Consider the following 23,360-nt stretch of genomic DNA (forward strand, 5'->3'; position numbering starts at 1 on the left):
AGAATAGATTGCTCATGTCATACCCCTGAAACTCACGGGTATGAATCACGCAGGCGGGATGACGGCAACCAAATTAATAGGTCCAGAACCTAGGGATTGTGCCGCTCAAAGGCGATAGGGCTGGCTAGGACGGTTGGCAAGATCGCGATGTGGCCAAGATCTTGGAGAAAGCTAACAAGTATAGAAGTGGCTACCTTGCCCGCGCAATCAGGCGCCGGGTAAGTGAAGTTTTTGCTAAGTATTAGCTAGAGCTTCACGCCGCCGCGACTGGGCCTGAAGTCCGAACCTTTTGGCCGTTGCTATCAGCGGACCCGGTTTCGGTTGGCGTTCCCTTGGCGACTTGCACCTGATTGCGCCCTTTGTCTTTTGCCATATACAGCGCGTCATCGGCGGCGCGCATTAAATCTTGCGGCATGGTGCCGTGCGCCGGGTAATGCGATAAACCAACCGAAATCGTTATTCGCGGCAGCGACTTGTCACCGTATCGGACCGAAACCGCTTCGACCGACTGCCGTAATTTCTCGGCACGGCTCACCGCGTCATCCGGGGTGTTGTCCGGCAAGATCAGCATGAATTCCTCACCACCAATACGGCAGGCAACCTCGTCCCGGTCACAGCCCTGTTCCAAGGCGGCTCCGACTGCGCGCAGCACCATGTCGCCTGCATCATGGCCATGAGTGTCGTTGAACTTCTTGAAATGATCGACATCAACGGCGATCAGGCTCAGCGGTACACCGGTCTGTTGACTGCGTGAAATAGACTTGCGCAGGGTTTCCGTCATATGACGACGGTTGAACAGTCCGGTCAAAGGATCACGCACGGACTGGTCGTGCAGCTGATCGCGCATCCTCACATTTGCAATGGCCATGCTGATCTGTTCAGCACAGAGCTGCGCCAGTTTCCTGCTGACGTGAAACTCTTCTTCGCAGTTTTCATGTGCCCGAAGATGCAACAATCCAACCGTCTCGCCATGAGCCAGAATCGGAAAACAGAAATATTGGCGCCCGTCATGCGGTTCCGCATGTTCGCAGATGAAATCAATCTCGGAGGCGCCGAATTCATAGGTACGCCCCCGGCGCAGACCCCAGCACCCCTCGGGGTGGATATGTGCCTTATGGGTGCCGCCGTTCCAACTGGCACAGCCATCAAGCACATCGCGCGAGTTCGAGTAGACGTAAACGCTGCCCTCTGCTTCGGGCAGGATATGGGTCATAAAGCGCGAAACCATATCGAACAGTTCATCCAGCGAACGGCTGGATTGCAGCCATTCGTTCAGCTCCCCTAGCAGCCGCACCTCACGCGCCAGGCGGAGCTGGTCTGCCATCAGATCACGCTCTTTCTCGGATTGTTTGTGCAAAGAGCGCAGTTGCGCCCGGTTGGTCCTGTAGGTCACCAATGACACCATCGCCAGCGCCAACAGGGCCACACCGCTTAGAACGATCAGCGAAATTCTCAGCCGGGTTATGAAGGTCGCCCGCAAATCCGAGATATCGGTAAAAAACTCTATCGCACCGATGAAGCGACCGTTTTTGGTAACCGGCATAAAGACTTTGACTATGTGATGCGCACTGGAGTTCTGAATGTTGCCTGTGTGCAAGTCCAAGCCGTCAATCTCGGATAGGGGCACAACCTCTTGTAAATAGTACACCATTCCCCGGGCAACATCGGCGCGAAAGAACGCGCTGTCTTCGCTCAGGCCGACCTCACCTTGACGAGTGGACCAGACCACGCGTCCACTCGTGTCGAACAACCTGAACCGGTAGACATCCGATGCTTCGGGCATCGAGGTCAGAAACTCTGCGTCATGCCCGTCTATATGGCCGGTTCGCAGCGTTTTTTCGGGGTCTTCAAGATGCAAAACAACCCGGCGTTTCCACAATTCTGACTGTTTGAGGATATCTGTCCGCAGCATCCGTTCCACCAAGGGCGCAGGAAGCCTATAGACACCCCAACCCGCACCAATGGCGAGGCTGATCAGCAATAGGGTGATCCCGGTCCATTTGAGTCGATGATTGATCGTCCCCCGCTCAGCCAATGCCATATCCATATGCTCCCAAACCTTTGGGCCAAGCATCTGACCTAAGGCTTTACAGAGAGTTAATGGCATCAGTCGAACACCGCTTCATTTGGTTGGAATTGAACGCAAGGAAAATCTTAAAAGCTTGTGAACAAGCCGTGAACAAAGCCTTTCCCTTTGCGCCCATCCGGCGTAGTTTGAGAGTATGAGCAGTTTTGACGAAATGGACGCCTTCGAGGGCGCATTGCTGTCGGCGCGGGCGATGCCTGCGGTGGCTGTCGACTATTTGAACGACCTCAACCCGGCACAGCGCGAAGCGGTCGAGCGGCTGGACGGTCCGGTTTTGATGCTGGCAGGTGCCGGCACGGGCAAGACCAAGGCACTGACCGCGCGGATCACCCATCTGCTCAGATCTCATCGGGTGCGTGAGAATGAGATTCTGGCCGTGACCTTCACCAACAAGGCCGCGCGCGAGATGAAAGAACGGGTCGGGCGCATGCTGGGCCGACCTGCCGAAGGGATGCCGTGGCTGGGAACGTTCCACGCGATCTGCGTCAAACTGTTGCGCCGCCATGCCGAACTGGCGGGCCTCAAGTCGAATTTTACCATTTTGGATACGGATGACCAAAAGCGCTTGCTCAAGCAACTGACTCAGGCAGCCAATATCGACGACAAACGCTGGCCTGCGCGGATGCTGGCCGGGATCATTGATGACTGGAAAAACCGCGCGCTGACGCCAGATAGAGTGCCTGCTGCGGATGCCGGAGCTTATAATAACAAAGGCATTGAGCTTTATGCCCAATACCAGACCCGCCTGCGTGAGCTGAATGCGGTGGATTTCGGCGATCTGCTGTTGCACATGGTCACGATCTTTCAAACCCATCCGGATGTTCTGGAGCAATACCAGCGCTGGTTCCGCTACATCCTTGTGGACGAGTATCAGGATACCAACGTCGCCCAATATCTCTGGCTGCGTCTGCTGGCCGGGGGGCATAAGAATATCTGCTGTGTTGGCGATGACGATCAGTCGATCTATGGCTGGCGCGGGGCCGAGGTAGGCAACATCCTGCGGTTCGAGAAAGATTTTCCCGGTGCTTTTGTGGTTCGGCTGGAACAGAACTACCGCTCGACCCCGCATATTCTGGCGGCGGCTTCGAACGTTATTCGGGGCAATGAAAGCCGGTTGGGCAAAGAGCTTTGGACCGACAGAGAAGAGGGTGAAAAGGTTCGCCTGATTGGCCATTGGGATGGTGAGGAAGAGGCGCGTTGGATCGGAGAAGAGATCGACGCGATGCAGAGCGGGACGCGTGGCGTGCGTCCGATGAACCTGGACGAAATGGCTATCCTCGTGCGCGCGTCGCACCAGATGCGCGCGTTCGAGGATCGGTTCCTGACCATCGGGATGCCCTACAAGGTGATCGGCGGGCCACGGTTTTATGAGCGGATGGAGATTCGCGATGCCATGGCCTATTTCCGGTTGGTGGTCAGCCCCGAGGATGATCTGGCGTTCGAGCGGATCGTAAACACGCCCAAGCGCGGCCTTGGGGACAAGGCGCAGCAGACCATTCAAGTGGTGGCGCGTGAAAACGGGGTGTCCCTGGTCGAAGGGGCGCGGATCGTGGTCGAGCAGGGGCTGATCAAGGGCAAGGGTGGCAAGGCGCTGCGCGAGTTGATCGACGGGCTGGCTCGGTGGAATGCGATGACACGCGGACCACGGATCGAAGTGGATGATGACACCGTCATTGATGACGGGGTGTCTCCGATCCGCTATGGCGCGCCCGAGCACACGCATATCGAACTGGCGCAGATCGTGCTGGATGAATCCGGCTATACCGCCCATTGGCAGAATGAGAAAACGCCCGAGGCGCCGGGGCGGCTGGAAAACCTCAAGGAACTGGTCAACCAGCTGGACAATTTCGAGAACCTGCAAGGGTTCTTGGAACATGTCAGCCTGGTCATGGACAATGAAAAGGAAACGGATGGGGCAAAGGTCTCGATCATGACTTTGCATGCGGCCAAGGGGCTGGAGTTTCCCGCCGTGTTCCTGCCGGGTTGGGAGGATGGCTTGTTCCCGTCGCAGCGGTCGATGGACGAGACCGGAATCAAAGGGCTCGAAGAGGAACGGCGCCTGGCCTATGTGGGCATCACCCGTGCCGAAGAGGTCTGTACGATTTCCTTTGCCGCCAACCGCCGGGTGTTCGGGCAATGGCAGAATTCGATGCCATCACGGTTTATTGACGAACTGCCCGAGGAGCATGTCGAGGTTCTGACGCCTCCGGGACTCTATGGCGGGGGGCAGCCCTCGGCCGGGATCGAAACCCGTGCGGCTGAGGCAAATGTCTATAACTCACCCGGCTGGAAACGGCTGCAGGCGCGGCAGGGACAATATGGCATGTCGCAACCGCGCGAAACCCGCAACACGGTGATCGACGCAACCGCAGTGGCAAGTTTCACGCTGGGCGAACGGGTGTTTCACAAGAAATTCGGCTATGGCGCTGTGGAGGGCATCGAGGGCGACAAGGTTGAGGTCGCGTTCGACAAGGCGGGCACCAAGAAGGTTGTTGCCCAGTATCTTTTTCCGAAGGACGACGTTCCGTTTTAACCAAAAGGAATGCGCCTGACGGCGCATGCTCAATGTTTTGAAAGGCGCCTGGGTGGGCGCCTTTTTCTTTGGGAGAAACGAAAAACGGCGGTTCCCAGGGAGGAGGAAGGAAACCGCCGTTCTTTTCAACACCAGGGCAGGGAGGAGGAGAGCCCCGATGTATCCGAACCCGGGTTTGATCCCGGTATGAGGAAGACGCGGCGACGTCAGGGAGGAGGAGAGACGTCGCCGCGTACTTTCAACATCAGGGCAGGGAGGAGGAGAGCCCCGATGTATCTGCTTCCGGCGTTCAGGGCCGGTATAAAAGGCGGCAACGTCAGGGAGGAGGAGAGACGTTGCCGCAGATTGCAGACCCAAGGGAGGAGTAGGGTCTGATCTCTGTATTGCTGTGCGCTTAACGCGCGAATTGTTCTTCTGCGGCCTGCATTGCCAGCCGACGGATCATTGAGCGGTGCAGGCCCAGGTCGGCCAACTCGCGATCGGACAGCTCGGACAGTTCGTTAACCGTCTGGCGGTAGGCTCGATAGCGTGCAAACCGGGTCTTTGCGGTTTCGATCATCGAAGCCAGGCCGAATGCCGGAGCGCTTCTCAGAGCGGTTTGTTGTGTTGCTACACCCATCTGCGTAACCCGTTTCGTATGTTGGTGCCGAAGTGTTTCGGCGTTTGCTTGAGGATGAAAATAAGCAAATGCTGCGATTGCACAATAGTTGACGTCGTCAATGCTGCTATGCAGCAAATGCATGGATATCAAAGAGTTGAATGTTGGCAATCGAATATGCCTTAAAAATATGGGTTTGAGTTGCGCCAAGGGTGTCGCTTCTAATGCGGTTCCACTGAAAACCATAGGATCGTGACGTAAGGTCCGATTGCTTCGGTACGGTTATCGAAGAAGCCGAACGGCTGTGCTCGTGCGTATATGGGAAATCGTGGGTTCAGGTGGTTTTTAGTAACTTGGGGGTGCATGGGAGCCGAGCCACCTTTGTTGATTCGTAGTTTGGAATGGAGGATTTGCTGGCTCTATCTACGGGGAATCGACGAAAGTAAAAAAATGTTGGGAATTCATGGGACGTTCAGAATTTCTCTGATTTATCTATATATGGTTACTATAAGGTAGTTGTATCCTAATTCTGGTGTATAAATTGAGTTTCCATTCATTTTCTTATCGATTACATTGTGAGCTGGGGCATGAGTGTGAGAAATTTTCTATTGATTTCCATGAATTCCCATGCCATCCCTTAGTTATCCGATGAGGACGAGGCACATGGGGCGCTAAACGACCCCGAACCAATAAAATCAGGTTTCATACAGGCTTCTCGCTTTCATCAATCAAGAGATCCGGCGCGCGGGCGAGCAGACATCCCCCCAGGTGGCGCGCGCAGCTGGACATCCCGCAAAGCGGGTCAATGCGGCGGGTTGATCAGTGGCAGCAGATCAACCCGCCGTTTTAATTCTGGGGGGAGTGAGAATTTCAAGTGGGGCGCAAGCGAAAGGGACAGTCGTCTTGGCGCGCAGGTTTAGAGGTGAAAGCCACCATAAGGTGGACACGAAGGGCAGGGTATCAATCCCGGCCTCGTTTCGCCGTGTGCTTGAAGCTTCTGATCCCAACTGGAAGCCCGGTGACAATCCCGAACTTGTAATTGTTTATGGCGACCACAGGCGCAAATTCCTTGAATGCTATACTATGCAGGCGATTGACGAGGTTGACGCCAAGATCGATGCGCTTCCGCGCGGTTCGATGCAGCGGAAAACCCTGCAGCGTATGTTCCACGGGCAATCCTTTCCGACCAATGTGGACGAGACCGGGCGTCTGGTCCTGCCTGCCAAGCTGCGCAGCAAGATTGACCTAGAGGGCGAAGCCTTCTTTATTGCTGCCGGCGACACGTTCCAGATCTGGAAGCCTGAAACCTATGAGTCTGATGAATTAGCGGCGGCCGAAGAATGGCTGGATGATCAGCCCGAAGATTTTGACCCTCTGGTGTTCCTAGATGGCGTCGGGGACGCGTGACGGCATGGCCGGTGCGCAACCCTCTTCTGACAAACCACATATTCCGGTATTATTGCGCCCTTTGCTGGCTGCGGTCTCTCCGGTGTCGGGTGTTTGGTTGGACGGAACCTTTGGTGCCGGGGGATATACCCGTGGCCTGCTCGAGGCAGGCGCGGACAAGGTCGTCGGCGTTGATCGTGATCCGCTGGCCTTTGAAATGGCTGCGGACTGGGCCAAGGGCTATGGCGATCGGCTGGTGATGCAGCCCGGCGTCTTTTCGCGTCTGGACGAATACGCGCAGGACTTAGACGGGGTGGTGCTGGACCTTGGGGTTTCCTCCATGCAGCTGGATTTGGCCGAGCGTGGCTTTTCCTTTATGAAGGACGGCCCGCTGGACATGCGCATGAGCCAGGACGGCGAAAGCGCGGCTGATCTGGTCAACACCGCAAGCGAAGCGCAACTCGCCGACATCCTGTTTCACTATGGTGAAGAACGCGCCAGCAGGCGAATTGCCAGGTCTATAGTCAAGGCGCGGGCGGAAGAGCCGATCACAACCACTTTGCGGTTGGTGGGGCTTATCGAATCCTGTCTGCCCAGGCCCAAACCCGGTCAATCGCATCCCGCGACACGCAGCTTTCAGGGGCTGCGCATCGCGGTGAATGCAGAATATGAAGAATTGTTCCAGGGCCTGATGGCCGCTGAGCGCGCGCTGAAACCTGGCGGGCAGCTGGCTGTTGTGACGTTTCATTCGATCGAAGACCGCATGGTCAAGCGGTTCTTTCAGTCGCGGGCGGGCAAAACAGGCCGGGCAAATCGCTATGCGCCCGAAATTGCGCAGGACCAGCCGCAATTTACGCTCAAAACCCGTAAGGCAGTGGGGCCGGACGAGCAGGAATTACAAGAAAACCCGCGTTCGCGCTCAGCCAAGCTGCGTGTTGCTGTGCGCACTGAGGCTCCGGCGGGGGAAATTGAAGCCCGCGCCATTGGGATGCCGCAACTAGAGGGAAGGGCAAAATGAAGAGTGTATTGTATGTGTTGACTGCCTTGGCCGTGTTCGGGGTGGCCCTTTGGGCGTATCAAGAGAACTACCGCACCCAGCAAGTTGTGAAAGAAACGCAAACACTGCAACGAGAGATCGGCGTGGCGCAGGTCCGACTGGCCGTTCTGAATGCGGAATGGGCTTATTTGAACCGTCCTGATCGTCTTCGAGAGCTGGCGGATCTGAATTTTGAACGTCTCGGCCTGCTGCCCTTGCGAGCAGAGCAGTTTGGGCGCGCGGATCAGGTTGCCTATGCCGAGGATCCAGATCTTCCGATTGTCGATCCCATCGAATTGCAGGCGATAACCAACATTAAGGCGTTGGGAGAGGTTCAGTTCCCATGACGCGCACGCCCCTCCGCCCTCTGGCCCGTGTCCTGGATGCGCGTGCACGCGGTGAAAATCCCAAGGTTATCGAGCGCGAAAACATCCAGAAGCGCCATGAAGATATGAAGGACAGGGCCCGCGCTCGGGCCGAGGGCCGTTTGCTGGTGCTGGGTCTTTTCTTCTTTTGCGCCTTCTCGGTGGTGGGCGTTCGGATGGGGATGCTTGCGACATCCGAGGCGCAAGAACCCTTGGCCAACGCCCCCGGTGCCACAATCGCGATGCAGCGCGCCAATATTGTTGACCGCGAAGGGCGCATTCTGGCGACCAACCTGGACACCTATTCCGTCTATGCCCAGCCGCCGTTGATGATCGATCCGATTGCCGCCGCGGATCAACTGGTGGCAATCTTCCCGGATTTGGAAAAAGACCGTCTGATCAAGGATTTCACCGGCAACCGCAAGTTCCTGTGGATCAAAAAGCGTATCTCGCCCGAGCAGAAGCAAGCCGTGCATGACATCGGTGATCCAGGTATTCTGTTCGGCCCGCGCGAAATGCGCCTATACCCGAATGGCAAGCTGGCAGCACATATCCTTGGCGGGTCAGGTTTTGGGCGTGAAGGTGTCAGTGCTGCCGAGGTGATCGGCGTGGCCGGGATTGAAAAGCAATTCGACGATTATCTGCGGGACCCTGCCAACGGAAACAAGCCGCTGCAACTCTCGCTGGATCTGACTGTACAGGCCGCTGTCGAACAGGTGCTTTTTGGTGGCATGAAGATCATGAACGCCAAAGGCGCCTCAGCCGTTTTGATGGATGCGCATACGGGCGAGGTCATCTCGGCGGCGTCGCTGCCATCCTTTGATCCCAATGATCGCCCGCGCCCCCCGACCTCGGGGTTCGATCCATCGGACAGCCCCTTGTTCAACCGCTATGTGCAGGGCGTTTACGAGCTGGGATCGGTGTTCAAGATATTCACCGCCGCGCAGGCAATTCAGCTTGGTCTGGTGAATTCTGAAACGATCATCGACACCTCGGGTCCGATGAAAATCGGGCGTTTTCCGATTGGTGAGTTCAACGGCAAGAATTACGGCAAGATCAGCGTGGCGGATGTGATCGTCCACAGCTCGAACCGGGGTACTGGGCGTCTGGCGCTGCAAATTGGCGCGCAGCGGCAACAGGAATTCCTGCGTTCGCTGGGCATGTTCGAACCGACCCCGTTCGAGATTGTCGAAGCAAAAGGTGGCGAGCCGCTCAAGCCCAAGAAATGGGGTGAGCTGAGCACAGTGACCATTTCTTATGGCCATGGCTTGTCGACCAGCCCGATGCATCTGGCGGCGGGATATGCGGCGATTGCCAATGGCGGGTATTATGTCAGCCCAACCATTCTGCGCCGGAGCGGGTCACAATATGGCCCGCGCGTGATGTCGCAGGGGGCGGCGACGCAGGCGCAGAAGATGCTGCGCAAGGTTGTCACCGATGGCACCGCCAGCTTTGGCGATGTCGCGGGGTATGACGTGGCAGGTAAAACCGGTACGGCAGACAAACCGAAACCGCGCGGTGGGTACTATGATGACAAAGTCATCGCCACTTTTGCGACGATCTTCCCGGCCTATGATCCGAAATACGTACTTATCGTCACTCTGGATGAACCTTCCATCGTGGCCTATGGCGAAAAACGCCGTACAGCAGGGTGGACAGCCGTACCTGTGGCTGCGGAGCTGATCGGGCGTGTCGCGCCCTTGTTGGGATTGCGCCCCCGGCTTGAGCCTGAGGCGCGCGCTGCTATAACGCTGACCTCGAATTAGGCGTCCGGCGAAAGGTGGGTCATGGGCACTAGGACTAAGAAACTCAGCCAACTGGCCCTGACCGCACGTGCGGGTGCAAACCCTGAGATTACCGGGTTGGCCGTTGATAGCCGCGAGGTCAAAGACGGTTATCTGTTTGCGGCACTTCCGGGAACGCGCGTCCATGGCGCAGAGTTCATTCAATATGCTCTGCGCATGGGGGCCGCCGCAATCCTCACCGATGCCGAAGGGGCCGAGGTCGCAGCGGGCGTGCTTGCGGGGTCGGATGCCGCGCTGGTGGTGGTTGAAGACCCAAGGCAGGCGCTGGCAGGATGCGCAGCACTGTGGTTCGGAAAGCAGCCTCAGACCATCGTGGCTGTGACGGGGACCAATGGTAAAACCTCTGTCGCGACCTTTGTCCGCCAAATCTGGATGGAACTGGGTCATGCGGCCGTCAACCTGGGCACAACCGGGGTCGAGGGCGCATGGACTGCCCCTTTGGCGCATACAACGCCCGAACCGATCACCCTGCATCGGTGTTTGGCCGACGCGGCTGAGAACGGTGTGACACATGCCGCGATGGAAGCATCCTCGCATGGTCTCGAGCAGCGCCGCCTGGACGGGGTACAGTTGGCGGCAGCGGGTTTCTCGAATTTCACCCAGGATCATCTGGATTATCACGAAACCTTCGAGGCGTATTTTGCCGCCAAAGCAGGACTTTTCGACCGCGTGTTGCCTCAGGACGGCACGGTTGTGGTCAACATGAGCGATCCAAAGGGTGGGCAGGTTCGTCGTATCGCTGAAACCCGTGGGCAAAATGTGCTGACCGTTGGATTGGGTGATGCAGATCTGTGTCTGCTCAATCAGCGCTTTGATGCAACCGGGCAGGATCTGCGATTTTCGTGGCAGGGTAAGGTATATCAGACCCGATTGAACCTGATCGGTGGGTTCCAGGCTGAAAACATCCTGCTGGCATGTGGGCTGGTGATCGCTGGTGGCGAAGATCCCAGGCGTGTTTTCGAGACCCTGCCACATCTGACGACGGTCCGGGGACGGATGCAACTGGCTGCGACGCGTGAAAACGGAGCTGCTGTGTTTGTCGATTACGCCCATACGCCAGATGCTGTGGCCACGGCACTCAAGGCTTTGCGCCCTCATGTTATGGGCCGGCTGATTGCCGTCATCGGTGCCGGCGGAGATCGTGATGCGACCAAGCGACCGCTGATGGGCAAGGCTGCGGCCAATAACGCTGATGTGGTATTTGTTACCGACGACAATCCCCGCACCGAAGACCCAGCTACCATTCGTACTGCGGTGATGCTGGGCGCGCCCGAGGCAACCGAAGTGGGTGATCGTGCCGAAGCCATCCTGCGCGGCATAGATGCCCTGCAACCGGGTGATGCGCTGCTGATCGCCGGTAAAGGGCACGAGACAGGCCAGATCGTGGGCGATCAGGTTTTACCTTTCGACGACGTAGAACAGGCCAGCATCAGCGTGGCCGCCCTCGACGGGAGGGTAGCATGACGCTCTGGACTGCGGCCGAGGCTGTTGCGGCCACTGGCGGGCGTGCCACCGCCGATTGGCAGGTCAATGGCGTATCCATCGACACCCGCACATTGCAGCCCGGAGATCTATTTGTTGCGCTGAAGGCGGCGCGCGATGGTCACGACTTTGTGACGCAAGCGCTTGAGAAGGGCGCAGGCGCCGCGCTGGTCTCGCAGATACCCGAAGGCGTTTCCCCGGACGCGCCGTTACTGATCGTCGAGGACGTGCAGACCGGGCTTGAGGCGCTGGGACAGGCGGCTCGTGCCCGGACAGAGGCGCGCGTGGTCGGTGTAACCGGCAGCGTCGGCAAGACATCGACCAAGGAAATGCTAGCCAATATTCTGGAAACGCAGGGGAAAACTCATGCCAGCGTTGCCAGCTACAACAACCATTGGGGTGTGCCGCTGACGCTGGCGCGGATGCCGCGCGATACCGAATTCGCTGTGATCGAGATCGGGATGAATCATCCCGGAGAGATTGCTCCGCTGGCGCGTCAGGCCCGTCCACACGTGGGAATGGTCACCACAGTTGCGGCAGTCCATCTGGAAGCATTCGAGTCGGTTGCAGGTATAGCGAAAGAGAAAGCCGCGATATTCGAAGGGTTGGTCCCGGGCGGTGCGGCCATCGTGAATGCGGATATCGAACACGCCGACATCCTGCGCCAATACGCAGATGAGGCCGGAGCAGGGATCGTCGATTTTGGGCGCGCTGCGTCAGATTACGTGCTGACCGGAGTTGTGCAAAAACCTGACTCGGTCCATGCAACGGCCGGCGTCGACGGAAAAGACATCTCTTTTGATGTGCAATCAGCAGGCACTCATTTCGCCATGAATGCGCTTGGGGCATTGGCCGCCTGCGTTGAACTTGGTGTTGACCTGAACGACGCCATCACCGGCCTGCGCAACTGGTCGCCGGTAAAAGGTCGCGGCGTTCGCGAGCAGATTTCGCTGGCCGGTGGTGGTCAGATCGAATTGCTGGACGACAGCTATAACGCCAATCCAACTTCGATGGAGGCTGCCTTGGAAGTTTTGGCCGCCTCACAGGGCATGCGCCGGATCGCGTTTCTGGGTGATATGAAAGAGCTGGGCGCGCAAGAGATCCCCATGCATGCAGCGATGGCGAATGTCGCGGCTATGACGCAGATGGATCAGGTTCACTGCATTGGCCCGCTTATGAAAGCGCTTTACGATGCGTTGCCAGCGGAAAAGCGCGGACTTTGGTTTGAGACCAGCGTTGAGATGGCTGAACGGCTGCCAGAGCTGATCTGCGCAGGCGACACTGTTCTGGCCAAAGGATCACTCAGCATGGCGCTGGCGCGAATTGTTGACGGTTTGCGGGAAATGGGGCAAGGGGACGCGCTTGAGCCATGATCGCCGCACGGGAAAGGTATTGATATGCTCTATTGGTTGACCGGCCTGTCGGACGGAGGGGATTTTTTCAACCTCTTCAGGTACATCACGTTCCGGGCAGGCGGTGCCTTTATGACAGCGCTGATTTTCGGGTTTATTTTTGGCAAACCGCTGATCAATGTTCTGCGTCGCAAGCAGGGCAAAGGGCAACCGATCCGGGATGATGGCCCCGAGGGGCACTTTTCCAAGGCGGGTACGCCGACCATGGGCGGCTTGCTGATCGTGGGCGCGCTTGTCACATCGACACTGGTTTGGGCACGGTGGGACAACCCCTATGTCTGGATGGTCTTATTCGTAACGTTGGCCTATGCCGCCATTGGGTTTGCAGATGACTATGCCAAGGTCTCCAAGCAAAACACCAAAGGTGTTTCTGGAAAAATGCGGTTAGGACTTGGTGTGATTATCGCGGTTCTGGCATCTATTTGGGCCACGATGCACCACCCTGAGGCGCTGCAGAATCAGCTTGCGGTACCGGTGTTCAAAGACACGCTGCTTAACCTGGGGATATTCTACATTCCCTTTGCGATTGTCGTGATTGTTGGCTCAGCAAATGCGGTGAACCTGACCGACGGGTTGGACGGTCTGGCGATCATGCCCGCAATGATCGCGGCATCGACCCTGGGGATCATCGCCTATGCGGTGGGCCGGGTCGACTTTACCGAGTATCTGGATGTGCATTACGTGCCCGGTACCGGCGAGATCTTCATTTTCACCTCGGCCCTGTTCGGCGCTGGCCTTGGGTTTCTATGGTATAACGCGCCGCCTGCGGCCGTGTTCATGGGGGACACCGGATCGCTTGCCTTGGGCGGCGCTTTGGGCGCGATTGCGGTGGCCACCAAACACGAATTGGTGCTCGCCGTTGTCGGAGGTCTGTTCGTGGTCGAAGCGCTGAGCGTGATCATCCAGGTGCTGTACTTCAAACGCACAGGACGCCGCGTGTTCCTGATGGCCCCTATCCACCATCACTATGAGAAAAAGGGCTGGGCCGAGCCCACCATCGTGATCCGGTTCTGGATCATCTCTCTGATCCTGGCGATGATCGGTCTGGCCACGTTGAAAGTGCGCTAACAACGCCTGTTCCCTGCAGATTACGCCCGAACTCAGGCGAAACCCACCTTCCAAACGCACCACATGCCGGTATGGTGGTGCAATAGATTATGGATTGGTGCGGCGTTGGATTGGCTTGCAGATTTTGGGTTTTCCATTTGGGCTTGGTTTGGGGATGAGGATCACCAAAACAGGGTGACGGCAATTTCGGCTGCGGTCGCAGTTTTCTTGACGTTAATCGGGATGGTACTGGGTGCGATCTGGTTTTGTATTCAATGGATATCGCCAAAATCAAAACCCCTGCACGACGACCCTAAACCAACCCCGCTTCCGGACGTCAACGTGCTGACTCTGGATCAGCATTTGGCGATTCTAGAAAAGCGTGAGCATCAGTTAGAGCAGAAACTGGCAACTGCCCGTGATGATGAGAAAGCGCAGTTAATTGCACAGATTGCTGAGCTCAAAAATCAGATGGCCAATCCAGACGCGTCGCTTGCAACAGCGCGAAAACGTATTGCCGAGTTAGAAGCGCTGTTGGAACGATCCGGTAATGAAATCGGCGGGGATCGTCTGGCAGAGGCGCGGGAGGCTTTGGAAAAAGGCGATTACTCCATCGCGGATGATTTGTTTGCCGAAATTGAGGAGCGTCGCAAACTGGAGATTGAGGAAGCCGCGCGCGCGGCCTTTGGCCGTGGAGAGATTGCTGAGGCTGAAGTCCGCTGGGCTGATGCTGCTGCGCACTATGCCCGGGCGGCAAAACTGGATGCACGTTTTGAGAACTTGCGAAAGGCCAGCGACCTTGCAGAGCGCTCTGGCAACTATGATGCAGCCTTGCGTTTCAGCGGTGAACTTCTAGAAGTTGCCCGATTGGATGAAACACTTGAAGGTCTCGCTCAGGCACTCAACGAACATGCAATCAACTTAAAAGCGCTGGACCGCATCGATGAGGCCGAGCTACTCTCTCGCGAGGCACTGGAGATTGGTCGTAAAACGGTCGGTGTCGAGCATCCGGACTATGCCATCCGTCTCAACAATCTCGCCTCGTTGCTGGAAACAACGGGTCGTTTAGATGATGCTGAGGGGCTCTATCGCGAGGCACTGGCCATTGGTCGCAAAACGGTCGGTGTCGAGCATCCAGACTATGCCATCCGTCTCAACAATCTTGCCGGGTTGCTGCAGACTATGGGTCTTTATGACGAGGCCGAGCCGCTCTATCAAGAGGCATTGGAGATTGGTCGCAAAACGATTGGTGCCGAACATCCGAACTATGCCATCCGACTGAACAACCTCGCCGTGTTGCTAAAGACAATGGGTCGTTATGATGAGGCCGAGCCGCTTTATCGCGAGGCACTGGAGATTGACCGCAATGCGCTGGGCTCCGAGCACACCGGCTATGCAACCGACCTCAACAATCTCGCCATGTTGCTGGAGGCTACTGGTCGCTACGATGAGGCCGAGCCGCTTTATCGCGAGGTGCTTGAGATTGACCGCAAAGCGCTTGGTGTCGATCATCACGGCTACGCAATCGACCTCAATAACCTCGCCGGTTTGCTGACTGCAACGGGTCGGTATGATGAAGCCGAGCCGCTATGTCGCGAGGCGCTGGGCATTCTTGAGAAGGCTCTAGGGTCCGAGCACCCAAAAACGGTAACCGTCCAGAAAAACTTGAATGACTTGCGCGCAAACAAGCCCGGCTAACCGCGCTTGCATTCCACATCGTGGCCTGTACAGGGTAGTCTGCGCGGCAAACGGCAAGGATGGAGTGCACGAATGATCCCGGTCAAAGGGTTTTCTGGACAGAAAGTTGCGGTTCTGGGGCTGGGTCGGTCTGGCCTGACCACGGCGCGCGCCTTGCGGGCCGGTACTGCCGAACCCGTCTGCTGGGATGATAATCCGGCTGCACGCGCGGCGGCCGAAGCCGAAGGGTTCACATGCTGCGATCTAGGCCGTCACGGGGCGTTTGATGAGGTTGCCTGTCTGATTGTCTCACCCGGGATACCGCATCTCTACCCATCGCCGAACCCTGTGGTGGCCGCAGCGCTTGAGGCCGGGGTGCCGGTGGATAACGATATCGGTTTGTTTTTCCGCTCGTTCGCTGGGCCGGAATGGGACAATCTCGATATTCCGCCCCGCGTCGTCGCGGTAACCGGGTCGAACGGGAAATCAACCACCGCCGCCCTTATCCATCATATCCTTATCGAAGCCGGCCGTGAGGCACAGCTGGCGGGGAATATCGGCCGAGGCGTTTTGGACATTGATCCAGGGGGCAATGGCTCGGTCGTGGTGTTGGAGTTGTCGAGCTATCAGACAGAGCTTGCGCGGTCGCTGACACCTGATGTGGCCGTTTTCACCAATCTGTCACCGGATCATCTGGATCGTCACGGCGGCACGGGGGGCTATTTCGCCGCCAAGCGCCGTCTGTTTGCCGAAGGTGGCCCTGACCGTGCCGTGATCGGCGTGGATGAGGACGAAGGCGCCTTTCTGGCTGGTCAGCTGGCCGAAGCGCCAACGGATGACCGGGTGATCCGTATTTCGGTTGCCCGCAAGTTGACCGGACCCGGATGGCAGGTATTTGCGCGCAAAGGGTTCCTGTCGGAATATCGCAAGGGGCGACAGGCGGGGTCGATTGACCTGCGCGAGATCAAAGGTCTGCCCGGTGCACATAATCACCAGAATGCCTGTGCCGCCTACGCCACGTGCCGCGCGTTGGGGTTGGCCCCACGGATCATTCAGGATGCGTTGCACAGCTATCCGGGCCTGCCGCATCGCAGTCAGATCATTGCCGAAGCGGATGGGGTCACCTATGTGAACGATTCAAAGGCGACCAATGTCGACAGCGCTGTAAAGGCGTTGAACGCGTTCAAGAAGGTCCGCTGGATCTGTGGCGGGCTTGAGAAAGAGGGCGGGTTGTCTGCACTCAACTCAGCCAGTGAACATGTGCTCAAGGCTTATGTGATCGGGCGCGAAGCTGCCGGATTTGCAATGCAGTTACAGGCAGATACCGTGGTTTGCACCACAATGGCAGAAGCCGTTGAACAGGCAATGAACGACGCGCAGTCGGGCGAGACGATTTTGCTGGCCCCTGCCGCAGCCAGTTTTGATCAATATGACAATTTCGAACAACGCGGTGAGGATTTTGCCGAACAGGTTCGCAAACGGCTTTAGAACACGCCATTTGCAATAGATCGCCGGTTGGGCCAAGCTGAGATGCTATCAGCTTGACGCGCCATATTTTTTGGTTTTGCTACCCGTCAAATTCAACACGAGGTTATGACTATGCCATATCGTAAGTTTTCCCTGATCCTGCCTGCCATTCTGATTGCGGGTGCCTGCACCAACACTGGCGCAAACTACCAGCCGATCATTGATGGTCCGGTTGGCCCTAATTACAACGTTGATCTGCAGCAGTGCCAACAGCTTGCGGCATCGCAGGCATCTGTTGATGGCACCACGGCCGGGAATGCAGCCATCGGCGCCGTTGGCGCAGCCGCAGTGACCGGGATCGTACAGGACAGCAGCGATAATCTGGGCCGTGCTGCAGTTGCAGGTGCGTTGGTTGGCGCCGGTGCGGATGTGATCAACAAGAACCAGAACAAAGAAGTGTTGGTGCGTAACTGCATGCGTGGCCGTGGGTACAACGTCGTCGGCTAGTGCCGCGCAAATACCGTGTCGGCTAACCACGACTGGCGATTGCAGTTCCAGCGGCATGGCCTGAGGACCATGCCCATTGGAAATTGTACCCGCCCAGCCAACCGGTGACATCCACCGCTTCACCTATCGCATAGAGGCCGGGGACATCCCTGGCCTCCATCGTTTTTGACGACAGATCATCGGTGTCGATGCCGCCCAGCGTGACCTCGGCGGTGCGATAGCCTTCGGTCCCGGAAGGGGTCAGATGCCAGTTCGACAGGGCCTCGACCAGGTCCGAAAGGGCAGTGTCCGATTGGTCGGCCAGATTGCCCTGCATGGGAATGTGTTGGCTCAGGAAATCGACCAATCGCGCGGGTAACTGCCGGGAAAGTTCAGTAGTCAGGGCTTTGCGTCCGCTGTTTTGGCGCTGATCTCGCAGCAGGTCGAACAGTGGCATATCCTGGATGAGGTTGACCCGGATCGCCTCACCCTCGCGCCAGTATGAGGATAGTTGCAGCGCAGCTGGTCCGCTGAGGCCGCGATGGGTGAAAAGCAAAGCCTCGTCAAAGCTGGTCCGGTCGTTCGACAGCCGCGTCGGCAGCGAGACACCGGACAGGTCCTTGAACCTGCCATCGGAAAAGGTGAACGGCACCAGAGCCGCGCGTGTCTCGGTCATCCGCAATCCAAACTGGTGCGCGATGTCATAAGCCAGACCCGTCGCCCCCATTTTAGGGATCGACTTGCCGCCTGTGGCCAGTACCAGATTGGTGCAGGTCAGGGCATGACGCTGCCCCTCGCGCTCAACCGTCAGCGCGAAACCAGTGTCGGTTTTGCGCAGGTCCTTCATCTCGGTCCTTACCCACAGCTCGGCCCCGGCGCGCTCTATTTCATCCAGCAACATTTGGATGATCTGTTTCGAGGAACCGTCGCAGAACAGCTGTCCCAGTGTTTTCTCGTGCCAAGCGATGTCATGACGCCCGACCATTTCAATGAAATCCCACTGCGTGTAGCGCGCCAATGCGGACTTACAGAAATGCGGGTTCTGAGACAGGAAGTTGCCTGACCCTGCATACATATTGGTGAAATTGCACCGCCCGCCGCCCGATATGCGGATTTTCTCACCCGGCGCCTTCGCGTGATCGATCACCAGAACGCGCCCAACGCAATGGGCGGCACACATCAAGCCAGCAGCACCGGCGCCCAGGATGATCGTATCATAAGTCATGCGCGGGGGATGGCGTGGAATGGCTGGGATGGCAAGGGGGAGACGTGAAAACGCGCTGCAAACGTCCGTCCGTGACTGTGGCTCCGTCCTCTGATTGGTTTGGGAAAATGGAATGAAATTGGCAGTTGGAACATTTGTGATATTGGCCGGAATACCATGTGCCAGAATACGCCTGACAAGGAAGCTCAATTTGACGCACTGCACAGGAGGCCGGTTCAGTGATCACGCGCATTTCCCAAGTCACAGTTCAACTGGGAAAAAAGGCTGAATTGGTCGAATCCAGGAGGATAAAGCACTACGATCTTGTTCCCTAGGTGATCCGAACGCCCGGGACGGGAAGCCATGAAGCGGATCACTGGCTTGAAGGCGCCAATTTCCCCCTGTTGCGGCGTCATTCCACTAGCCCAAACGCTAAAACCCCTGTAGACTCGCACGTAGACCCCGAAAACGGGGCGTTGACGAGGCAGATAGTGGCGGTATCTCATGACTGAGATGGTGTATGGCGCGGTCCAAGACCAGCGCGGAGAACCGATTCTACCGAAGTGGTGGCGGACGATTGATCGTTGGACGATGTCCTGCGTACTGATCCTGTTTGTCATCGGGCTGTTGCTGGGGTTGGCCTCATCGCCGCCGCTGGCTGGTCGCAACGGGTTCGACCCGTTCCATTACGTCGAACGCCAGGCGTTGTTCGGCGGAATGGCGCTTGTTGCGATGCTGCTGACTTCGATGATGTCGCCCACACTGGTTCGACGTCTGGCGGTGTTGGGGTTTCTTGCTGCTTTTGTCGCGCTGGTCTTCCTTCCCGTCTTTGGCACAGATTTTGGCAAAGGTGCGGTGCGTTGGTATTCGCTTGGCTTTGCCTCGCTGCAGCCGTCTGAATTTCTGAAACCCGGGTTTATCGTTGTGGCGGCCTGGTTGCTGGCCGCGTCACAACAGATCAACGGCCCGCCCGGTCGGCTATGGTCTTTTGCGCTGTGCATGGCGATTGTCGCCATGTTGGTTATGCAGCCCGATTTTGGTCAGGCCTGCCTGATCCTGTTTGGCTGGGGCGTGATGTATTTCGTTGCCGGTGCGCCGATGTTGTTGCTGGTTGGTATGGCGGGGTTTGTCGTGCTAGGCGGTATGTTCGCCTATTCCAACTCGGAACATTTCGCCCGACGTATTGACGGATTTCTGAACCAAGAGGTCGATCCGACCACCCAGCTGGGCTATGCCACCAATGCGATCCGCGAGGGCGGGCTTTTCGGTGTCGGCGTGGGTGAAGGGCAGGTGAAATGGTCGCTGCCCGATGCCCATACGGATTTCATCATCGCTGTCGCGGCCGAGGAATATGGCCTGATCCTGGTGCTGATCATCATCGCGCTGTATTCCCTGATCGTCGTGCGGTCATTGCTGCGGCTGATGCGCGAGCGCGACATGTTCATCCGCCTGGCGGGCACCGGTCTGGCCTGCATGTTCGGGGTTCAGGCGATGATCAATATGGGCGTCGCCGTGCGCCTTTTGCCTGCCAAAGGCATGACTTTGCCGTTCGTTAGCTATGGTGGGTCCTCGCTGATTGCAGGTGGTATTGCAATCGGCATGCTTCTGGCGTTTACCCGCACCCGCCCACAGGGCGAACTTGGTGATATTCTACGCGGACGAGGCTGATGGGCAAACCCTACCTTCTGATTGCGGCTGGCGGGACCGGGGGCCACATGTTCCCGGCTCAGGCGCTAGCCGAGGCGATGCTGCACAGGGGCTGGCGTGTGCGCTTGTCCACCGATACGCGCGGCGCACGATATACGGGTGGCTTTCCGCATTCGACTGAAATTGTCGAGGCGTCCTCGGCAACCTTCGCTCGTGGCGGACTGGCCGCCAAACTGATGGTCGGTCCCAAGATCGCAGGTGGTGTCGCCGGTATGGCGTTTCAGATGCTGCGCGACCGACCGGACGTCGTGGTCGGCTTTGGCGGTTACCCCTCGATCCCAGCGCTGGGCGCTGCGACGATGTTGAAGATCCCGCGCATGATCCATGAGCAGAACGGCGTTTTGGGCCGCGTGAATCAGCTGTTTGCGACCCGCGTGGCGCAGGTGGCTTGTGGTGTCTGGCCGACTGATCTGCCGGACGGTGCAAAGGGCATACATACCGGCAACCCGGTTCGGGCCGCCGTGCTGGACCGGGCTGCGGCGGGCTATATCCCACCGGGCGATTACCCGATGTCGATCCTGGTGATGGGTGGCTCGCAAGGTGCGCGCATCCTTAGTCAGATTGTGCCCGAAGCGATTGCCGCGCTGCCTGATGAGATGCGCCGACATATTCGTGTCGCGCATCAGGCCCGCGACGAAGACGGCGCCCGTGTTTCCGCGTTTTATGACGACCACGGTATCCGTGCCGAAGTGAAACCGTTCTTTCAGGATGTGCCCCGTCGCATGTCTGATGCGCAGCTGGTGATATCACGCTCAGGCGCGTCAAGTGTGGCGGATATATCCGTCATCGGGCGGCCCTCGATCCTGATCCCGTATGCCGCCGCAGCGGGCGATCATCAGACCGCCAATGCACGCGGGCTGGTTCAGGCCGGAGGGGCAATCATGATCCCCGAGAACCTGCTTGACGTTCCTTCGCTGACACAGCAAATCACCGCAGTTCTGACAAACCCCGAAGCCGCGCAAAAGATGGCCCATGCCGCCTTATCGACCGGCGCACCGGACGCGACCGAGCGCTTGGTCGCCCAGGTCGAACAGTTGGCGCAGAAGGAGACCGCATGACCCCAGCAACCAAACTGCCGCAGGATGTCGGGCCGATCCATTTTGTGGGGATTGGCGGGATCGGGATGTCGGGCATTGCCGAGGTGCTTTTGAATCTAGGCTATCGTGTGCAAGGTTCGGACTTGAAGGCCTCGAAGATCACCGACCGTTTGGCGGGGCTGGGGGCCGAAATCTTCGTTGGTCAAAGCGCTGAAAACCTTGAGAACGCCGCCGTGGTTGTGGTGTCGACCGCGATCAAACCGGGCAACCCGGAGCTGGACGGTGCCCGTGCGCGCGGCCTGCCAGTGGTGCGTCGGGCCGACATGCTGGCCGAGTTGATGCGCCTGAAATCCAACATTGCCATTGCCGGAACCCACGGCAAGACCACCACCACCACGATGATGGCTGAACTGATGGTGGCAGGGGAATTTGACCCGACCGTGATCAATGGCGGTATCATTCACGCTTATGGCTCGAACGCGCGGATGGGGCAGGGCGAATGGATGGTGGTCGAGGCGGACGAATCCGACGGCTCGTTCAACCGTCTGCCTGCGACCATTGCCATTGTCACCAATATCGACCCCGAGCATATGGAACATTGGGGCGATTTCGACCAGCTGCGCGACGGGTTCTACGAATTTGTCTCGAACCTGCCGTTTTACGGGCTTGCCGTCTGCTGCACCGACCACGCCGAAGTGCAAACACTGGTGGGTCGCATCACAGACCGGCGCGTGCGGACTTATGGTTTCAACGCGCAGGCGGATGTGCGGGCCGAGAACCTGACCTATAAGGGCGGCGTCGCACATTTCGACATTCACCTGCAATACGAAGACAAGAGGATCGAGGGTTGCACCCTGCCGATGCCCGGCGACCACAACGTCTCGAACGCATTGTCGGCCGTCGCTGTTGCCCGCCACCTGGGCATGAAAGCCGCCGAAATCCGCGAAGCGTTGGCTAATTTCGGTGGCGTCAATCGTCGCTTTACCAAAGTGGGTGAGGTCGATGGCGTCACGATCATCGACGATTACGGTCACCACCCGGTTGAAATCGCAGCGGTTCTGAAAGCCGCACGCCAGGCCACTGAAGGCCGAGTGATAGCGGTCCATCAACCCCACAGGTATTCGCGTTTGTCTAATCTGTTCGATGATTTCTGTACCTGTTTCAATGACGCCGACGTTGTTGCCATCGCCGATATTTTCGCTGCCGGAGAGGACCCGATCGAAGGGGCGTCCCGCGATGACCTGGTTCAGGGGCTGATCCGGCATGGGCATCGACATGCCCGCGCTTTGATGGACGAATCCGATCTTGAACGCCTGGTTCGTGAACAGGCCCGCCCCGGAGACATGGTTGTCTGCCTTGGTGCCGGTACGATCAGCGCCTGGGCCAATGGCCTGCCTTCGCGCTTGCAGAAATAACAGGCGATGTGACGTAATGGACTCTTTTGTGGTGCAACCCTAAAGAGTGATCGTGCAACCGCAGAAAAAGCGGTCTCGGAGGCAAGATTTGGCGTATTCGGTATTATTTGCAGGGTTGTGGGTCATAGCATCGACTATCGTGGCCATGCTACCGATGCGCCTGCAATTTCCACCGGGGATTGTGTTGGTTATCGTTGCGCCGGCGCTGATTGTCTGGCTGGGTTACGATTTCGGCTGGTTCTTTTCGGTCCTGGGCTTTGCGGCTTTTGCATCCATGTTCCGAAACCCAATTCGCCACTATTGGCAACGTTGGACAGGCCGAGGGGACGACGAATGAATTGGTCCATTGCCCTTGCCGCCCTGTGGGGAGTTGTTGCGAATGTCCTGGCGATGATCCCCAGCAAGGATAATCACTGGACCCGCGCCTATTTCTTGATTGCTGCGGGTATTCCTATCGTTGGCTATGTCACGCTGCAGAACGGTCCGTGGATCGGGTTGATTGTTCTGGTTGCTGGGATCTCGGTACTGCGTTGGCCCGTGATTTATCTGGGCCGGTGGTTGCGTCGGATCCTGGGTGCCGCGCAATAGCGGATACAGCTTGCTTTGGCGGTTCGAAT

General features: G+C 57.8%; 19 protein-coding genes. 16 read left to right on the top strand and 3 right to left on the bottom strand.

The window, feature by feature from the left end; all coding sequences use genetic code 11:
• Positions 1-253: 253 nt before the first annotated feature.
• Positions 254-2,041, bottom strand: coding sequence for a sensor domain-containing diguanylate cyclase (locus tag AC2FGB_RS09750; protein ID WP_496693963.1), 1,788 nt, complete (start codon positions 2,039-2,041; stop codon positions 254-256).
• Positions 2,042-2,222: 181 nt separating this feature from the next.
• Between AC2FGB_RS09750 and AC2FGB_RS09755 the strand changes: the two genes are divergently transcribed.
• Positions 2,223-4,619 (top strand): ATP-dependent helicase, encoded by a 2,397-nt coding sequence (locus AC2FGB_RS09755; protein ID WP_142635059.1) that lies wholly within the window; start codon positions 2,223-2,225, stop codon positions 4,617-4,619.
• Positions 4,620-5,013: 394 nt separating this feature from the next.
• Here AC2FGB_RS09755 and AC2FGB_RS09760 read toward each other — a convergent pair whose 3' ends face one another.
• A complete protein-coding gene (locus AC2FGB_RS09760) occupies positions 5,014-5,238 on the bottom strand; it encodes a DUF1127 domain-containing protein (RefSeq protein WP_142635057.1) in 225 nt (74 codons plus the stop codon).
• A 918-nt stretch (positions 5,239-6,156) separates the two neighbouring features.
• Here AC2FGB_RS09760 and mraZ point away from each other — a divergent pair.
• The 10 genes from mraZ (at position 6,157) to AC2FGB_RS09810 (ending at position 17,401) form a co-directional block, all read left to right on the top strand.
• Positions 6,157-6,624: a division/cell wall cluster transcriptional repressor MraZ gene (mraZ, locus tag AC2FGB_RS09765; RefSeq protein WP_271950297.1), complete on the top strand. Its 468-nt coding sequence runs from the start codon at positions 6,157-6,159 to the stop codon at positions 6,622-6,624.
• A 4-nt stretch (positions 6,625-6,628) separates the two neighbouring features.
• Complete coding sequence (gene rsmH / locus AC2FGB_RS09770; RefSeq protein WP_496693962.1) at positions 6,629-7,621, top strand: 16S rRNA (cytosine(1402)-N(4))-methyltransferase RsmH; 993 nt, start codon at positions 6,629-6,631, stop codon at positions 7,619-7,621.
• Positions 7,618-7,986 (top strand): cell division protein FtsL, encoded by a 369-nt coding sequence (ftsL, locus tag AC2FGB_RS09775; RefSeq protein ID WP_142635053.1) that lies wholly within the window; start codon positions 7,618-7,620, stop codon positions 7,984-7,986. Before rsmH ends, ftsL begins: the two co-directional genes overlap by 4 nt.
• Entirely contained in the window at positions 7,983-9,770 is a 1,788-nt protein-coding gene (locus tag AC2FGB_RS09780; protein ID WP_496693959.1) for a peptidoglycan D,D-transpeptidase FtsI family protein, read from the top strand. The genes ftsL and AC2FGB_RS09780 overlap by 4 nt, the downstream gene beginning before the upstream one ends.
• 21 nt (positions 9,771-9,791) lie before the next feature.
• Positions 9,792-11,273, top strand: coding sequence for a UDP-N-acetylmuramoyl-L-alanyl-D-glutamate--2,6-diaminopimelate ligase (locus AC2FGB_RS09785; protein ID WP_496693958.1), 1,482 nt, complete (start codon positions 9,792-9,794; stop codon positions 11,271-11,273).
• On the top strand, positions 11,270-12,664 hold the full coding sequence (locus tag AC2FGB_RS09790; protein WP_496693957.1) for a UDP-N-acetylmuramoyl-tripeptide--D-alanyl-D-alanine ligase: 1,395 nt from the start codon (positions 11,270-11,272) through the stop codon (positions 12,662-12,664). Before AC2FGB_RS09785 ends, AC2FGB_RS09790 begins: the two co-directional genes overlap by 4 nt.
• A gap of 24 nt (positions 12,665-12,688) precedes the next feature.
• Positions 12,689-13,771, top strand: coding sequence for a phospho-N-acetylmuramoyl-pentapeptide-transferase (gene mraY / locus AC2FGB_RS09795; RefSeq protein WP_142635045.1), 1,083 nt, complete (start codon positions 12,689-12,691; stop codon positions 13,769-13,771).
• Between the two features lie 321 nt (positions 13,772-14,092).
• Positions 14,093-15,448 carry a tetratricopeptide repeat protein gene (locus AC2FGB_RS09800; protein ID WP_496693956.1) on the top strand — a complete coding sequence of 452 codons (1,356 nt, stop codon included), beginning with the start codon at positions 14,093-14,095 and terminating at the stop codon, positions 15,446-15,448.
• Positions 15,449-15,520: 72 nt separating this feature from the next.
• Entirely contained in the window at positions 15,521-16,915 is a 1,395-nt protein-coding gene (gene murD, locus AC2FGB_RS09805) for a UDP-N-acetylmuramoyl-L-alanine--D-glutamate ligase (protein WP_496693955.1), read from the top strand.
• Positions 16,916-17,026: 111 nt separating this feature from the next.
• Positions 17,027-17,401, top strand: a complete 375-nt coding sequence (locus AC2FGB_RS09810) for a glycine zipper family protein (protein WP_246097157.1) — start codon at positions 17,027-17,029, stop codon at positions 17,399-17,401.
• 22 nt (positions 17,402-17,423) lie between these two features.
• Here the strand turns inward: AC2FGB_RS09810 and AC2FGB_RS09815 are convergent, their stop codons facing one another.
• On the bottom strand, positions 17,424-18,605 hold the full coding sequence (locus tag AC2FGB_RS09815; protein WP_142635040.1) for a BaiN/RdsA family NAD(P)/FAD-dependent oxidoreductase: 1,182 nt from the start codon (positions 18,603-18,605) through the stop codon (positions 17,424-17,426).
• A gap of 483 nt (positions 18,606-19,088) precedes the next feature.
• Here AC2FGB_RS09815 and ftsW point away from each other — a divergent pair, with 483 nt between their 5' ends.
• From ftsW to AC2FGB_RS09840, 5 genes are all read left to right on the top strand, one after another.
• A complete protein-coding gene (gene ftsW, locus AC2FGB_RS09820) occupies positions 19,089-20,252 on the top strand; it encodes a putative lipid II flippase FtsW (protein WP_496689711.1) in 1,164 nt (387 codons plus the stop codon).
• Entirely contained in the window at positions 20,252-21,349 is a 1,098-nt protein-coding gene (locus AC2FGB_RS09825; RefSeq protein ID WP_496693954.1) for a UDP-N-acetylglucosamine--N-acetylmuramyl-(pentapeptide) pyrophosphoryl-undecaprenol N-acetylglucosamine transferase, read from the top strand. The genes ftsW and AC2FGB_RS09825 overlap by 1 nt, the downstream gene beginning before the upstream one ends.
• A complete protein-coding gene (gene murC / locus AC2FGB_RS09830; protein ID WP_282021454.1) occupies positions 21,346-22,743 on the top strand; it encodes a UDP-N-acetylmuramate--L-alanine ligase in 1,398 nt (465 codons plus the stop codon). The genes AC2FGB_RS09825 and murC overlap by 4 nt, the downstream gene beginning before the upstream one ends.
• An 88-nt stretch (positions 22,744-22,831) precedes the next feature.
• Positions 22,832-23,080, top strand: coding sequence for a DUF2484 family protein (locus AC2FGB_RS09835; RefSeq protein WP_142635033.1), 249 nt, complete (start codon positions 22,832-22,834; stop codon positions 23,078-23,080).
• Complete coding sequence (locus tag AC2FGB_RS09840; protein WP_142635031.1) at positions 23,077-23,331, top strand: DUF2484 family protein; 255 nt, start codon at positions 23,077-23,079, stop codon at positions 23,329-23,331. The genes AC2FGB_RS09835 and AC2FGB_RS09840 overlap by 4 nt, the downstream gene beginning before the upstream one ends.
• Positions 23,332-23,360: the final 29 nt, after the last annotated feature.

The organism is Ruegeria sp. CDSC021, from assembly GCF_059610845.1.